Below are 15310 nucleotides of genomic sequence, written 5' to 3'. Positions count from 1 at the left end.
TGCGAGGCTGAAGAACAGCAGCGCGGAGGAAGCACGATTTGTCACGACCGAACGATTACCCGGCGCCAGACGAGGCCCGCCCCAATCTGCGGCTGGTCTACGATGGGGACTGCCCGATATGTCGGCGCTATGTGCGCTGGCAGCGCATTCGTCGCGACGTCGGCGAGCTCGAGCTGATCGACGGGCGCCAGGACAGCGAGGCACGCCGCGAGCTCAGCGACCGGGGTATCGACCTGGACCAGGGGTTCGCCCTGCAGGTCGGCGACCGCTGGTATCACGGCAGCGAGGCCCTGCATCGCCTCAGCCTGCTCGGCACGCGAAGCGGCGTGTTCAACCGGCTGATGTATCGCCTGTTCGCCAGCCCCCGGCGCGCCGCCCGCCTCTACCCTTGGCTCAAGGCCTGTCGCAATGGCCTGCTGCGCCTGTGCCGCATCCCGCCCATCGACAACCTGCGCCGGTGAGCGATATCGGCGTCGCGCACCACCGCAGGCGATGACGCCTTGCCCACGATTCCGAGCGTGTCACCGAAGGATTCGGCACCTCCTTTCTTCCTGAATCCAGAGTTTAAGCAACAAGAGTAGTCGCGTCTTTCGACCGCTCGCCACGTTGCAAACACCTTGCTCAGCTCACGGCCTTGACCGACACACGATTGCCGCCAGAGGCCTTGCTGAAGTACATGGCACTGTCGGCTTGGTCGAGCAGTTCCTCGAACGCGTTGCCGTGTTCCGGATAAGCTGCTAACCCCACACTGATGGACAGCTTGTCGTCTTTTACAGCATTGATCAGACGTTGCATCATCTTCTTGCTTCCCACTGCATCTGTCTCGGGAAGCAGCATCACGAACTCATCGCCGCCATAGCGGGCCAGGACGTCGCTGCTGCGCTTGCACTCCATCAGCCGTTGCGCCAGGTCACGGATAGCCTGGTCACCGGCGCTGTGACCCTCGGTATCGTTGATACGCTTCAAACCGTCCATGTCCATGGCGATCACCGAGTAGGGGCGCTGCGAACGCTTGGACATCTGATGAATCGGCTTGATCAGTTCGTCGAAGGCGCGACGGTTGTACAGCCCGGTCAACGGATCCCGGCTGGCCATCTGCAACAGAGTCCGGTTGGAGACATGGATGGCATGGACCAGTGACGCGGTAAGGTAGCCGACGATCAGCAGGGCGAAGATGCTGGTGCCGACCGGTGCCAAGTTGGCGATGGTCAGGAGGTCGGTCCCCAGGAGATGGAGCAGCAGCAGCTGGCAGGCCGCGATCGCGGCCACCTCCAGCATCGTGACCACGACCCCCAGGGTCAGGGCGCTGGTGACGACTGCCAGCAGGTAGAGACTCGCCAACGGGCCGGTCACGCCATCCGTATTGTAGAGAAACCAGGTGATGAAGCCGATCATGGCCCAGGTGTGAATGGCCAGCAGCCAGCGCTGCCTTTCGCCGAAGAAGCGCAGCCGGCTGGCCAGCAGGCTGAAGCCGAAATAGGCGAAGGTGGCCGCCAGCACGCCCAGGCCCCCCTCGTCGGGTAGACCCATGATCACCAGGTAGAGGATGACGACGGTGACCAGCAGCCACTCGATCTGGTAGAGGCCGGCGGAGAATCCCTGGATCTGAACCCCCTGGGAATCCCACTCCAGCGGTGGCAACGGGTTTTGATCGGACATTGCACTCTCTCGTCGGTCGAGTGTTCGGGAAGGTTAGCCGAGTCGATGGATGATCAGGATGTCTGGCCACTGGCATCATTTTTATCATGAAACACAATAGTTACATATATATAGTGGCCAGCGATTGAACACGACTTGGGCATTATCGGCGGCGCTGGGCCGACGGTAGGCATGTCCATAAGGAACCGTTTATGAAGCGATGGCACCTGACCAACCGGATACTGGCCGTTGCCGGCGTGGCGGGCATCTCGATGATGGGCATGGCAGTCGCCGATGGCCACCACCGCGATTCTCACGTTAACGTGATAACGCAGGCCGTTACCGAGGGAACGGCAGACAACGCGCTACAAGGTGAGCCCATGACCTACCTGATCGATTTCCAGGATCCCGACGAATCGCGCCGCTGGCGCGCCATCAACGATAACGTGATGGGCGGCATCTCCCAGGGCGGCATGCGAGTGGAGGCCGGCGTTGGCGTCTTCAGCGGCGAGACGTCGCTTGCCAACAACGGCGGTTTTGCCTCGGTGCGCCGCGACCCCGAAGCCTTCGACCTGAGCGACGCGCCGGGCCTGGGGCTCCAGGTGCGCGGCGATGGCCGCACCTACCAGCTGCGCCTCTATACCGACCAGCTGCCGCAGGGTGCCGCCTACCGAGCAAGCTTCCAGCCCGCCGTCGGCGAATGGCAGCGCATTGCGCTTTCCTGGCGCGACTTCGAGCCGATGTTTCGCGGCCGACTGCTGGAGGGCATCCCCCCTATCGACCCCGCGGGGGTTGATCAGGTAGGGCTGATGATCGTCGACCGTCAGGCTGGCCCCTTCCGACTGGAAGTCGCGCGGCTCGAGACGCTTTGATGCAGGTATTGTTTGTCTTCGACGAACCAACACTTCTTCACTTCAGTCACTTGGCACGATGCCCCTATGGCATTGGCCACACCAATGGACGCGGACTGCTGCCAGGAGGGACGGCGCGAGCCGGACTTTAGACTTAGGTAGAACATTGCTATCATTTCATCGCTCTAGCCGGCGCCATGGCCCATCGGCGCAATCACTCTCCGCAACTAGAGCATCCTGATGTCTTCTCAGAACACCCCTTCCTCTAGCGGGAGCTCGGCGCTGTCGCGCTTGGGCGACCCCATCGTGCTGCTGCTGACAGTCGGCTTCATCGTGGCCTTCGTTGGCCTATCGCTGTTCGATATCGACCTGGTGGCCGACAGTATCGGCGCCGGTTTCGCCTGGACGGCCGCCACACTCGGCACCTACTTCCAGCTTCTACTGCTGCTGACCTTCGTGATCGCCATGGGCGTGGCCATCTCGCCGGCTGCGAGCGCACGGGTCGGCAATCTGGATAGCCCACAGATCGGCACCTTCAAGTGGCTGTCGATGATCATGTGCACCCTGCTAGCCGGGGGCGGCGTTTTCTTCGCCGCAGGCGAGCCGGTCTATCACTTCGTGGTCACCCCGCCGGCCTTCGACACCGAGGCGGGCACCGCCGAGGCCGTGGCCGGAGCCTTGGCGCAGTCGTTCATGCACTGGGGCTTCCTGGCCTGGGCGGTGTTGGGCTCTCTGTCTGCCATCGTGCTGGCCCATGCCCACTACGTGAAAGGTCAGCCGCTGCAGCCGCGCACCTTGCTCTACCCGATATTCGGCGAGCGCCTCATGAAGGGTCCCTTGGGCAGCGTGGTGGATGCCTGCTGCGTCATCGCAGTAGTGGCAGGCACCGTCGGCCCGATCGGCTTTCTTGCGACCCAGGTGAGCTTCGGCCTGCATGAGCTGTTCGGTGTCAGCCAGGGCTACGCCACCCAGCTCGGCATCCTGGTGTTGCTGGCGGCGGTCTACGTCACCTCGGCGATGACCGGCATCCACAAGGGCATCCAGGTCCTGTCGCGCTTCAACGTCTTCCTGGCGCTGGCCATCGCCGCGGTGATCCTGGTGGCCGGTCCGACCCTATTCCTAGTCAACGCCTTCAGCCAGGGCTTTGGTGAGTACCTGTCGTCGTTCTTCGCCATGGCCACCATGACCGCAGAGACGGCCCCCGCCTGGTGGATGCAGTGGTGGACGGTGTTCTTCTTTGCCTGGTTCATCGGCTACGCGCCGTTGATGGCGATCTTCGTGGCGCGCATCTCCCGCGGGCGCACGATTCGCGAAATGATTCTCGCCGTGGCGGTGATGGCGCCGGTAGCCACCGCGATCTGGTTCACCCTGCTGGGGGGCTCCGGTATCCACTACCAGTTGACTGGCGCGATCGACCTCACCGAGGCGCTCAACAACTTCCAGTTCGACGTAGCGACTCTCACCGTGGCTCAGGCGCTGCCGGGCGGCACCCTGATGGCCCTTGCGATCCTGCTGCTGACGAGCATCTTCGTGGCTACCACCGGCGACTCCATGAGCTACGCCATCGCCGTGGTGTGTACGGGCCACGATGCGCCGAGCCCGTTGGTGCGCGCCTTCTGGGGCATCGCCATGGCGCTGATGGCCGGCATACTGCTCTATATGGGCGCGGGGCAGATCGGCGTGCTGCAGCAGTTCATCGTGATCACGGCGATTCCCGTGTCGCTGATCCTGCTACCCACCCTGTGGACCGGGCCGCGAGCCGCCTACGCCCTGGCGCGCGAACAGGGCATCATCGCCACGAACGCAACGGCCAGCGCCAAGGCTGAATGATCCAGGCCTAAGCAGGTTCTGCACAGTCGGCGGTGGGCGGCAGCTTCCTGACCATAAGCGTCACTGCCTCGCCGCGGTAGACGCACTCTTCCAACGCGTGCCAGCCCAGGCGCCGGTAGAGCGTCTGCCGGTCAGACGTAAAGAGGTGGAATTGCTCGATGCCGTGGGCTTTGGCCTCTTCTTCCACGCGCTGCACGAGCCGCGAGGCGATGCCTCGCCCGCGCCAGGCGGGTACTACGTAGACCGACGCCAGCCAGGGCGTGAGGTCCGGACGGTCGTGCATATCATCGGCAATCAGGCTGGCCATGCCCACCGGAGTATCTTCGCACAGGGCGATGAACACTGAGGGCACACCGCCGGGACCACATTGCTCACGAAAGCAGAAGAGGGCCTCGTCCAGACGTCGTTCAGGGTTGAGGTGACTCCACTGCTGGAACTCCCAGCGGGCCAGTCTCAGCACGTGGGGGGAGCTGGGAGGCAAGCGTTCCAGGCGCACCTTGCCCTCTTCCTCGAGTCGGGGTGGCACGACGCTTGCCGCCGGCGGCTTCGTCGCGGAGGGGCTCACCCCTGCGGCCCCGGAGCCGCCTTGCCCACCTGTTCCTTCGCGAACTGCTTGTGGGTGCCGTCGCACCAGGGCGTGTTACCGGTCTGCTTGCACTGGCAGAGGTAGGCCTCGCCGCCCTCTTCGGCCACGAAGACCTTGGGGCTAAATCCCGTGCCCTTATGGGAGCCGTCGCAGAAGGGCTGAGTCTGCGAATGGCCACAGGCGCAGAAGGCATATTTCTTGCCTTCCTCCAGTGACACCTGCTTCGGTTGGTTGTCGGCGATGATCGGTTGATTCATGACGGGCTCCTGGCAAAAAGAGGGATGATAGACCCAGTCTGTATGAGCATCGGCGATGTTGGCAATCGCGATCGACTCAACGGCTGGGCTATCATGGAAGGCTTTTCGAATCAGAGAACCCTCATGCAGGCCACCCTCGAACAACGCGCCCTCAAAGTCTCCATCCTCGTCACTCTGGTGGTCTCCAGCCTGGGGGTCACCTTTGGCCTGCTCGCCGGGTCACAGTCGATACTTTTCGACGGCGTCTTTTCCACCATCGATGCGGCCATGTCCGGCCTCTCGCTGGTGGTGGCGCGGCTCGCCATTCGCGAGGCCAGCCAGCGTTTCCAGCACGGCTACTGGCACCTGGAGCCACTGGTGGCGGCGCTTAACGGCGCCATTCTGATGCTGCTGTGCTTCTACGCTTTCCTGAACGCCGCCCAAGGGCTGATGGAGGGCGGCCGCGAACTCAACTTCGATATCGCCATCGCCTATGCGGTGGTCGTGGCGATCACCTGCTACACCATGGTGATCTACCAGAAGCGCCTCAATCGCCGCGCCGACTCCGAGTTCGTGCGCATCGACATCCAGGGATGGCTGATGGCGGCGCTGATAACCACCGCCCTGCTGTTGGGCTTCGCCATCGCCCTGCTGCTGCAGGACACCGCCTGGGCGCATCTGACCCGTTACATCGACTCCCTGCTGCTGATGGTGCTGACCGTCTGCTTCATGCCGGTGCCGCTGGGCATCGTGCGCCGCGCGATGCGCGAGATCTTCCTCATGGCGCCGAGCGAGGTCGACCGCGAGGTGCACGCCGCCATGGCGCCGGTGATGGCCCGCGAGGGGCTGCTCACCTACTACAGCCACGTGGCCAAATCCGGCCGCGGCCACTTCATCGAGATCCATATCGTCACCACCCCTGAATTCGGACAGGGCCAGGGGATCGCAGTGCTCGACGAGATCCGCGAACAGATTAGCGCCGGACTCTCCATACCGCCGGAGAAGCGCTGGTTTACCGTGGCCTTCACCGCCAATGAACGGTGGGCTTAGGCACGGCCCAGCGCAGCAAGAGGACCCTAACCGGCCACGGTGGCCCCGATACGTCCCCGGCGAGGTCCCAGCAAACATGCCAACAGCAGGATCAGACCTGCCACGGTGGCAATCATACCGGCAGCGCTGACCGAGGCCTCAAAACCCAGCCAGCCGGGACCATGACCGGCCAGCAGATAGCCGATCACCGCCGACACCACAGCGAACAGCTGGCTCCAGGCAACCTGGTGGTCGAGCCGATTGGTCATCAGCCGCGCCGCCGCCGCCGGGCAGATGAACATGGCGATGACGATAATCGAGCCGACCGCTTCGAAGGCGGCGATGGCGGCAATCGCCACCAGGGTGACCAGCACCAGGTCAACCAGCGCCGGGCGAGCTGAGACGCTGGCCGCAAACTCTGGGTCGAAGCTGCCCAGTACCAGGTGGCGACGTAGTACCACCAGCATGATGACCACCACCAGACCCACCCAGGCGGCACGGCCCAGCTGGGGTGGCAGATCGGCCAGGGCCACCGGGTCGACCAGCGCGGCAAGACTCGTGCCATCAAACCAGATCAGACTCTCGAGGTTGCCGTAGAGAGCATGCTCCACGTCCAGGTGCACCCCGCTGGCGCCATGCCACTCCAGCAGCAGTACCCCCAGCGCAAACAGGCTGGTGAATACCACTCCCATGGCGGCGCTCGCCTCCACTCGGCCTAGCCGGCGAATCAGCTCGATCATGCCCACCGTGACCAATGCAGAGACGCCGGCACCCAGCATCATCGCCGAGGAAGACAGCACCCCGGTGAGCAAAAAACTGACCACAATGCCGGGCAGCGCCACGTGACTGATCGCGTCGCCGATCAGGCTCTGCCGGCGCAGCACCAGGAAGTTGCCGAGCAGGGCGCAAGTCATGGAGATGATGACTGCCACGGCCATCGGGACCAGGCTGAACATCATGAACTCGCTCATCGCACGACCTCCCGGCGCCCCATCAGTTGGGTCTCCAGCGCCATGATCGCATCCGGCGAAAGCACCTCATGGATGGGAACCAGACCCGCGTGCTCGCGATGAAGCGCATCGTCCGGATAGCGCGACCGATAGACCGACCAGAGCCGCTCCTCATGCTCGGCGTCTTTAGCGGCAATAATACCGGCCTGGGTCGCCACGCCGTCGCGGCGAATGTAGCCCTGGCGGCGCAGTAGGGCCAGAGTCAGGTCGTCAAAAATTGGCTCATCGCGACACAGCGCGAGCAGTCCCTGGCGCAGGTGTATCCGTCGCCGCAGCCGACGGTAGGCCAGCAGCGAGGCCAGCACACCGCGGCGCGGAGAGAACAGAAAGGAGACAAGGAAGAGCACGAAGGCAGAGAGCACGATCAGCGCGCCGGTAGGCAAACCCTCGCGCACGCTGGACAGCGTCACCCCCAGGTAGCCGGCCAGCGCCCCAAGCATCGCGGCCAGTGCCACCATGTGCATGGGTTGATCGGTCCAGAAACGCGCCGCGACTGGGGGGATGATGGTCAGGGCAACGATCAGGATCAGCCCGGTCACCTTGAGTCCGATCACGACCACCGCCATCAGCAGCATCAGCAGCACCAAGTCCAGGCGCCGGGTATTGAGACCCTGGGTGCGGGCAAAATCAGCATCGAAACATAGCAGCAACAGGTCGCGGCGCAGCATCAGCACCGCCGCCAGCAACCCCAGGGCGCAGGCGGCAATCAGCTTGGCCTCGGAGGCGAGCATGCCCGCGGTGGCACCTACCAGGTAACCGGTCAGACCCGACTGCCCGAGCACTGTCATGGACTGAATCACGGTGATCAGCACCACCCCGAAAGCAAAAAACGTAGAGAGCACGGCACCGATGGCGGCGTCCTCTCCCAGCCGGGTGTGATCACTGATCGCCTGAACCGCCCAGAGACCGAGCGCAGCGCTGGCAGCAGCGCCGAGCAGCAGCGCCGGCAGATAGCGGCCATCGCCGGTGGTCAAGCCCACGACAATGAAGGCTAGCGCCAGGCCTGGCAGGGTCGCATGACTGATGGCATCGCTGACCAGAGCGCGTTTGCGCAACAGCACGAAGGTGCCAACCATACCGGCGCCGGCTGCCAGCAGCATCGCTCCCAGGGTCACAACGCCGGTGTTATAGCCCAGGGTGAACGTGAGTGCCTGCCACCAGGTTTCCATCAGCGCCCCCCGGCCGCCAGGGCCGGCTCCACCAGCCGTGCAAGCTGCACCGAGCTGAGTCGCCCACCGTAGGTAGCCTGCAGGTTGGCCTCGGTGAACACCTTTTCGACCGGCCCCGCAGCGATGCGACGCACGTTGAGCAGCAGCAGGTGGTCAAAATAGTCACGTACCGTCGCCAGGTCATGATGCACGCAGAGCAGAGTGCGCCCCTCGTCGCGCAGCGACTTGAGCACTTCGACAATGGCCGTCTCGGTGGCAGCATCGACGCCTGCAAAGGGCTCGTCAAGAATAGTGAGCTCGGCCTCCTGTACCAGCGCCCGAGCCAGAAAGACCCGCTGCTGCTGGCCGCCGGAAAGCTGACCAATCTGACGCTCAGCGAAGGCCTCCATCCCGACTCGGGTCAGAGCCTGCATTGCCCGTCGGCGCTGCTCGCGACCGCCGAACTGCCACCAGCGCAGGTCGCGGAACAGCCCCATGACCACCACGTCGATCACCCTGGCGGGGAAGTCCCAGTCGACGCTGTTGCGTTGAGGCACGTAGGCAACGTGGCGCGTCATCTCGGCATAGGGCCTGCCGAGCACCCGCACGTCACCGGTGAGGCGTCGCGTGATGCCCAGCGCCGCCTTGAGAAAACTCGACTTGCCGGCCCCGTTGGGCCCGATGATGGCGCTCATACTGCCCGGTGGCGTGACAAAATCGACCGAATGCACCACCGGGCGGTGGTCGTAGCTCACGGTCAGGCCGTGAATCGCCAGAGGGCTGGCGATGATGGCCTTGTCGAGCCGGGCATCGGGCATCAGGGAAGCTCCTCGAGGTGGCCGAGCCGGCCCAGGCGCCCGCCCTTGGGCACCTTGCCGCCCAGGGCAATGGCGATCTGACTGACGTTGTGGTCGAACATGCCAATCCAGGTGCCCTCGTAGCTACCTTCGGGCCCCATGGCGTCGGAATAGAGCTCGCCACCGATGCGCACCTCATGATCACGGGCGGCCGCGCCTTCCACCAACGCCCGAACGTTGCGATCCGAAACGGAGGTTTCCACGAACAGCGCGCCGATCTCGCGCTCCACCAACAGGTTCACCATCGACTCGATACGCGCCAGGCCGGCCTCGCTGTCGGTGGAGTAGCCCTGGATGCCGAGCACTTCGAAGCCGTAGGCGTCGCCGAAGTAACCGAAGGCATCGTGGGCGGTGACCAGTACCCTGCTCTCTTCTGGCACGCTTGCCAGTACCTCGCGGGCATAGGTATCGAGCGCCTCGAGCTCCTTCAAATAAGCGTCGGCACGATCGGTGAAGGTGTCGGCGTGGGAGGGAGCCATCTCGGCGAGGGCATCCCGGATGGCCTCCACGGCAAAACGCCAACGGCTCGGATCCATCCACACATGAGGGTCGTACTGGTCGGGATACTCCTCATCGGCGAGACGTGCATCCTCGGGCACCGCCTCGCCCACGGCGATCACCGGTTGGCGCTCACCCAGACGCTCAAAGAAGGACTCGAGCTGCGCCTCCAGATAGAGGCCGTTCCAGAACACCGCATCGGCGCGGGTCATGGCGGTAACGTCGCTGCGGGTCTGGCGATAAAGATGAGGATCGACGCCGGGTCCCATCAGCCCGCGCACATCCACCTGCTCGCCGCCCACCTCGCGCAGCACGTCGGCTACCATGCTGGTGGTGGCCACCAGTTGCAGACGCTCGCTGGCGCTGGCGCTGGCGGAGGATCCCATGACCAGGGAACTCACCAGCAGCAAAGGCAGGCTGGCAAGGGCGGGAATGAGTCGATACAGTCGTGACACGGTAAGCTCCTTGCTGATCGTGTAGGGAGCCAATGCGGGTAACGCAGCACGGCCATATGGTGAGTACTAGGGTACCGCGATTTACACAGGATGCTAATCGAGCGCGGCTAGATGTCCCATAGGCTGGCTGCATGCAGTATCGCACGGGGCGAACACTGCCGAATCACTTATCCCACGTCCTGTCTTCTATCCGACGTCCTGGCTTCACACAGCAGGCCCGGGGCCTCTCGCCTCATCCACGCTGCGCTTCGACCCATCGGGTCAGGGCGATCCAGCCCGCGGTGGCCAGCACCAGCGCCATCCCGATGCCCAGCACCTGGGGATAGTCATAGACCTGCCAGGCCTCCAGCAGGTAGCGGAAGACCCCGAAGATCACCACGATATGGAAGACGAAGGCCTTGAGGGCGTCGCCACCGATCAGGGTCAGCGGCCTTAGCCAGCGCGCCGCCGCCGCGCCGCCTTGCAGACAGAGTGCCAGGATGATCAAGGCCCCGCCCAGGCTGAACATCATGAAAGCGAGCTCCGGAGGATGTTTTCCAACGTTGCGCGACACCGCGATCAGGGCGTCGTGTACCGAGGCCCCCTCCGCCGCCAGGGCCAGGGCGAAGAAGGTAAGCAGCAGCACGCCGCCGGCGCCGGCGATGGCCAGCAGCAGCCTCCGCCGACTCGCCGGTTCCCAGTAGCCGCGCAGCAGCGCTTCGCCGACCAGCAACCCCAGCAGCACCAGCGGTAGCCGGGAGAGCTGGCCCCAGGTGTAGTGGTCGGCGTCTTCCACCAGGATCGCCTTGAGCGGCTCGATGCCCCAGAAGGTGAGGTGCCGCTCCATCCATCCCGCGGCAACGGCGATGGTCACCGGCAGCAGCAGCCGCGACCACAGCAGCAGCCGCGACCACAGCGGCAGACGCCGCCACAGCGGCAATACCCAGGGCAGCCAGAGCAAGGCGATGGCGTAAAAGCCAAGGATCTCGACCCAGATCGGGAAGCGCTGGTATAGCAGGGTGTCGAGGATATCCGCCGGCGCATAGAGCGGCAGCATCTCCACCACCGTGAGCACCTTGTACCAGAACAGCACCTCCAACCCGCGCAGCATCAGCGTGAGCCGACGCCGTGGCCAGCCCGGCTCGCCGACTCGGGGCAGGAAGGCCACGGCCAGCGCGATGCCGAATACCAGGATAAACAGCGAGGAAGAAAACTTGGTGAGCAGGTGAAGAGGCACCATTCCCCAGTCGGGCACCTGGCGAATGCCTATCAGCCCGCTCACCGCATGGCTAAGGATCATCAGCGCGATAGCAATGCCGCGGGCCAGGTCAATGGCGTCGATACGCCCCTCGGCTCGCGGCAGCTGCGCGCGCTCGACGAGTCGGTAGCGGATTGCCCTGCCTTGCATCTCCAGGCCTCCCAAAAGCCGGCTCGCGGGGCTAATCTCGGTTGTCCAGCACGTCGACGCTGTCGAGCGTAAGGCGGCGCCCCTCTTCCCGGGAGAAAGCGAACTGGCCTTCCACCCGCACCCTCTCACCCAGGTACGGGGCAATCGTCTCGTGGGGGAAGAGCTCGACTCGATTGAGGTCTTTGTCCTCGATCCAGTAGTGCCGCGGATCGTCAAAATGGCGCACCACGCCTTCGGTGGCCACGCGACTGCCATCGTGGGACTCGGCATTTCCAGCCAGCACCGCCAGCGTCACCTCGCTGGTGCGCGGGTCGCCACCGCAGCCCGCCAGGGCAAAAGCCAGCATTGCAGCCGCTGTGCTTTGTCTGAATGTCATGTGCCACCCTCCGCCGGCGCCCGTTTGATCCGTTGCCTGTCCGTAAAGTGTATCGACTTCCCTGCTATGTGCATCCGTCTTACGGGGCCACCCGTTGATTCCTTCTTTTTTCTGACGCGATAACGACTGCGCTATGGTGGCGACATAACGACCATCGACTCGCCCGCCAGGAGATCCCATGCCGCGCCGCCGCTTTCGCCCCCTCGTCGCTCCTCTGCTCATCCTGGCTGTGACCGGCTTGCCCGCCATCTCCCAGGCCAACGACTGTCCCGCCCCCGGCCAGTGGCAGCGCGAGGGTAAGGTCGTGGGCAACGCCGCGCTGATGGCCGAACTGGCCGACCGCCGCGTGGTGCTGCTCGGCGAGCTCCATGAGCGCCTGGCCCACCATCGCTGGCAGTTGCACACCCTGGCCGGCCTTCACGCGCACCAGCCAGACATGGCGATCGGCCTGGAGATGCTGCCTCGGGAGGCACAGCCGGCGCTGGACGCCTGGGTGGCCGGCGAGCTCAACGAGGCCGACTTCCTGGCCGAAAGCGACTGGCTGGGCGCCTGGGGCTACGATCCCGACGCCTACCTGCCGATCCTGCACTTCGCGCGCATGCAGCGAATTCCGCTTATGGCCATCAACGTCACTCCAGCGCTGCGACAGCGGCTCGCCGCCGAGGGCTGGGGGGCAGTCCCCGCGGTGGAGCGCCACGGCATCACCCCGCCGGCGCCGGCCTCGATGAGCTATCGCGAGACGCTGGCTGCGATCTATGCCAATCACCCCAGCGAGGGCGAGTACGAGGCGGGTTTAGAGCGCTTCATCGACGCCCAGCTGGTATGGGACCGCGCCATGGCACAGGGCCTGGCGGAGGCCACTGAAGAAGCAGCGCTGGTGGTGGGACTGATGGGCCAGGGACACGTCAGCTACGGGCACGGTGTGACCCATCAGCTCGCCGACCTGGGCATCGATACGGCTGCCGGCCTGATGGCCTGGGACCGCGATCCCGACTGCATCCCGCCGGCGGGTCTGGCCGATGCGCTCTTTACCCTGGGCGACGAGGCCGGCTTCGAGCCGCCCGAGCCCCAGCGCCTGGGCATCCTGATTGCCGCTCACGAAGACGGAGTGCGGGTAAACGGGGTGAGTGAGCAGAGCCTGGCCGAGGCACTGGGCCTCGTCGAAGGCGACCTGATTGTCGAGGCCGCTGGTCGGCCCGTGCGCAACCCCGGCGAGCTGACCGACCTGATACGACGCCAAACCCCGGGCACCCTGCTGCCCCTCGCCGTGTTACGCAACGGTGCCACCGAGGAGCTGCTGGCCCGCTTCCCGCTGCGCGACGAGGCCCGCTGAACGCCATGGCGATGCTGCGACTACCTCATGGCTGGGCGTCTCTGCCCTGGGCCCTGCTTGCCGCGCTGCTGGTCGGCCCTGCCTGGGGGGAAGCATCAGGCGCCGAGCGCCATCTGACGTTGCACCTAGACCCCGCCGAGCGAAGCCTTGCCGGCGAACTGGTACAGCCGCTGCCCGAGGGCGGGCGCTTCACCCTGCTTGAGGGGCTGGCAATCAGCGACGCCCGCTGCGGCGGGCAGGCGCTGACGCTCGACCGGGACCCTGAGGGGCGATGGTTGGTGCCGGCCTGTCCGGCGCAGACAATCACCCTGCGCTGGCAGGGCAGGCTCGAATCACCGGAACGCGGGGCACGCCACGCCATCGCCGAGGCCGGTACCTTCCTGCCCACCCGCGGCGGCTGGTACCCCCATCTGGTGGAAGGCGCCGGTCCACTGTGGCTGGCGGTGCACACCCCGGCAGGCCAGCGGGCGGTGGGCAGCGGCTCCCTGATCGCGGAGACGCCCGCAGAAAGCACCGAGCAGACCACCGAGCCGACCACCGAGGCGAAGGATAGATCGGCCAGCCGGTTGACCCGCTTTTACCACCCTCGAACCCGCGAGGTGGAGATCGCCGCCGGCCCCTGGGCGCTGCGAGAGCGCGACGTGGACGGCGTGCGGCTCAGGGTGCTCTTTCCCGGGGGGCTCGACGCCGCCTTCGGCGAGATTTACCTGGAGCGGGCGGCGCAGCATCTGTCCGCCTTCCAGGCCAGGCTGGGGCGTTTCCCCTTCGAGAGTTTCAGCATCGTCGCCTCTCCGTCGCCGGTGGGGCTGGCCTTTCCCGGTTTCACCCTGCTTGGTGAACGCGTGATTCCCCTGCCCTTTATCCCGGACACGTCCCTGCCCCACGAGATCATGCACGCCTGGTGGGGTGCCGGGGTCCAGGTCGACTACCCGAGCGGTAACTGGGCGGAGGCGCTGACCACCTACCTGGCCGACCACGCCGTGGCCGAGACCCGCGACGAGGATGCCGATCTGCGACGCGGCTGGCTGCTCGACCTGGCCTCACTGCCCGCGTCGCGCGAACCGACCCTGCGCGATTTCCGCGGCGGCCCCGACCCGGCCGGCCGCCTGATCGGCTATCAGCATGGCGCTCTGGTCTTCCATATGCTTCGCCAGCGAATGGGCGACGCTTCCTTCGACGCCGCCCTGGGCGACTTCGCCAAGCGCTGGATGCACCGCACCGCTGACTGGCAGGCACTCGAGGCCGCCTTCAGCGACGCGGCCGGCGAAGACCTCTCCCAATTCTTCAGCGCCTGGCGCGACCGCCCCGGACGCCCCTACCTCGTCCTCGACGAGGTCCGGTTCGCGCCTGGCCCAGGCGGTGGCTGGCTGCACGGCGTGCTGATCCAGCGCGGCGAGCACGCCCCCTGGCCCCTGGACGTGCCTCTTGTGGTGGAAACGGAAGACGGACCGGTAACGCGGGTCCAGCGAATGGACAGCCGGCGTCAGCCCTTCGCCCTGCCGCTGTCGGGAAAACCGCTGGCACTGGAGGTGGATCCCGACGCCCATCTGCTGCGCCACCCTGGTGGGCTGCCCAGCCTCTTTCGCCGACTGCTCCTCGACCCGAAGACGCATCTCGTGACCCTGACGCCGAGCCGCACAAAGGCGCTGGAAGAGCTGGCGGGAAGGGCCCTGGGTCGCCCGCTGGGGGCACTTCCCGCCGGTGCCAGATGGCAGGACGACACTCCCCATCTGGTGATCGGCAGCACCGAAGAGGTCATCGAATGGCGGCAGAACCAGGGCCTCGCCGCCCCGCCATCGCCCCGGGAAGCGCTGGAGCGGGAAGGCCGGGCGCGATTCTGGATGCACCCCGCAGCGCCCACTGGCCTCCTCAGCGGCGACGACTCCGAAGCGCTGGCGATGCTCGCCTCGCGGCTGCGCCACCACGGCCAGCGCAGCCATCTGGTGCTGGGCGGGGATGGCGAGACCCGTGACGCAGGCATCTGGCCAGTGGCGTCGAATCCGCTGCGCATCGAGTTCACCGACTAAGCAGCGGGATGCTGGCCGACGCTGGGTGAGGGGCGCCGGGAACAAGCCG

The 15310-nt window shown here is 65.5% G+C and carries 15 protein-coding genes; 6 read left to right on the top strand and 9 right to left on the bottom strand.

Annotation, left to right across the window (positions count from 1 at the left end; genetic code table 11):
• Positions 1 to 38: 38 nt before the first annotated feature.
• Positions 39 to 461, top strand: coding sequence for a DCC1-like thiol-disulfide oxidoreductase family protein (locus tag ACFODV_RS13825; protein WP_379760413.1), 423 nt, complete (start codon positions 39 to 41; stop codon positions 459 to 461).
• A gap of 160 nt (positions 462 to 621) precedes the next feature.
• Here ACFODV_RS13825 and ACFODV_RS13820 read toward each other — a convergent pair whose 3' ends face one another.
• Positions 622 to 1659, bottom strand: coding sequence for a GGDEF domain-containing protein (locus ACFODV_RS13820; RefSeq protein WP_379760411.1), 1038 nt, complete (start codon positions 1657 to 1659; stop codon positions 622 to 624).
• Between the two features lie 191 nt (positions 1660 to 1850).
• Here ACFODV_RS13820 and ACFODV_RS13815 point away from each other — a divergent pair, with 191 nt between their 5' ends.
• Both ACFODV_RS13815 and ACFODV_RS13810 read left to right on the top strand, forming a co-directional pair.
• Complete coding sequence (locus ACFODV_RS13815; RefSeq protein WP_379760409.1) at positions 1851 to 2510, top strand: CIA30 family protein; 660 nt, start codon at positions 1851 to 1853, stop codon at positions 2508 to 2510.
• Positions 2511 to 2729: 219 nt separating this feature from the next.
• Positions 2730 to 4319 carry a BCCT family transporter gene (locus ACFODV_RS13810; protein WP_379760407.1) on the top strand — a complete coding sequence of 530 codons (1590 nt, stop codon included), beginning with the start codon at positions 2730 to 2732 and terminating at the stop codon, positions 4317 to 4319.
• Between the two features lie 7 nt (positions 4320 to 4326).
• On the opposite strand, the gene ACFODV_RS13805 is transcribed toward ACFODV_RS13810, so the two are convergent.
• Both ACFODV_RS13805 and ACFODV_RS13800 read right to left on the bottom strand, forming a co-directional pair.
• Positions 4327 to 4845, bottom strand: coding sequence for a GNAT family N-acetyltransferase (locus ACFODV_RS13805; RefSeq protein WP_379760405.1), 519 nt, complete (start codon positions 4843 to 4845; stop codon positions 4327 to 4329).
• Between the two features lie 35 nt (positions 4846 to 4880).
• Positions 4881 to 5162: a CDGSH iron-sulfur domain-containing protein gene (locus ACFODV_RS13800; protein WP_379760403.1), complete on the bottom strand. Its 282-nt coding sequence runs from the start codon at positions 5160 to 5162 to the stop codon at positions 4881 to 4883.
• A gap of 123 nt (positions 5163 to 5285) precedes the next feature.
• Between ACFODV_RS13800 and ACFODV_RS13795 the strand changes: the two genes are divergently transcribed.
• On the top strand, positions 5286 to 6191 hold the full coding sequence (locus tag ACFODV_RS13795) for a cation diffusion facilitator family transporter (protein WP_379760401.1): 906 nt from the start codon (positions 5286 to 5288) through the stop codon (positions 6189 to 6191).
• 26 nt (positions 6192 to 6217) lie between these two features.
• Here ACFODV_RS13795 and ACFODV_RS13790 read toward each other — a convergent pair whose 3' ends face one another.
• The 6 genes from ACFODV_RS13790 to ACFODV_RS13765 form a co-directional block, all read right to left on the bottom strand.
• Positions 6218 to 7141 (bottom strand): metal ABC transporter permease, encoded by a 924-nt coding sequence (locus tag ACFODV_RS13790; RefSeq protein ID WP_379760399.1) that lies wholly within the window; start codon positions 7139 to 7141, stop codon positions 6218 to 6220.
• Positions 7138 to 8349, bottom strand: coding sequence for a metal ABC transporter permease (locus ACFODV_RS13785; protein ID WP_379760397.1), 1212 nt, complete (start codon positions 8347 to 8349; stop codon positions 7138 to 7140). The genes ACFODV_RS13790 and ACFODV_RS13785 overlap by 4 nt, the downstream gene beginning before the upstream one ends.
• Positions 8349 to 9146: a metal ABC transporter ATP-binding protein gene (locus tag ACFODV_RS13780; protein WP_379760395.1), complete on the bottom strand. Its 798-nt coding sequence runs from the start codon at positions 9144 to 9146 to the stop codon at positions 8349 to 8351. Before ACFODV_RS13780 ends, ACFODV_RS13785 begins: the two co-directional genes overlap by 1 nt.
• Positions 9146 to 10138 (bottom strand): metal ABC transporter solute-binding protein, Zn/Mn family, encoded by a 993-nt coding sequence (locus tag ACFODV_RS13775; protein WP_379760393.1) that lies wholly within the window; start codon positions 10136 to 10138, stop codon positions 9146 to 9148. The genes ACFODV_RS13780 and ACFODV_RS13775 overlap by 1 nt, the downstream gene beginning before the upstream one ends.
• 232 nt (positions 10139 to 10370) lie before the next feature.
• Positions 10371 to 11525, bottom strand: a complete 1155-nt coding sequence (locus ACFODV_RS13770) for an acyltransferase family protein (RefSeq protein ID WP_379760391.1) — start codon at positions 11523 to 11525, stop codon at positions 10371 to 10373.
• Positions 11526 to 11556: 31 nt separating this feature from the next.
• Positions 11557 to 11901: a hypothetical protein gene (locus tag ACFODV_RS13765; RefSeq protein ID WP_379760389.1), complete on the bottom strand. Its 345-nt coding sequence runs from the start codon at positions 11899 to 11901 to the stop codon at positions 11557 to 11559.
• Between the two features lie 178 nt (positions 11902 to 12079).
• Here ACFODV_RS13765 and ACFODV_RS13760 point away from each other — a divergent pair, with 178 nt between their 5' ends.
• The gene (locus tag ACFODV_RS13760) at positions 12080 to 13234 is read left to right on the top strand and encodes a ChaN family lipoprotein (protein ID WP_379760387.1); all 1155 of its coding nucleotides are present in this window, start codon (positions 12080 to 12082) and stop codon (positions 13232 to 13234) included.
• Between the two features lie 5 nt (positions 13235 to 13239).
• Positions 13240 to 15261 carry a M1 family metallopeptidase gene (locus ACFODV_RS13755; RefSeq protein ID WP_379760385.1) on the top strand — a complete coding sequence of 674 codons (2022 nt, stop codon included), beginning with the start codon at positions 13240 to 13242 and terminating at the stop codon, positions 15259 to 15261.
• Positions 15262 to 15310 lie beyond the last annotated feature (49 nt).

The sequence above is a fragment of the Halomonas tibetensis genome (genome assembly GCF_042643535.1).
Classification (GTDB): Bacteria; Pseudomonadota; Gammaproteobacteria; order Pseudomonadales; family Halomonadaceae; genus Halomonas; species Halomonas tibetensis.
Note: the sequence above shows the minus strand (reverse complement) of the source record. Positions and strands in the feature narration are given on the sequence as shown.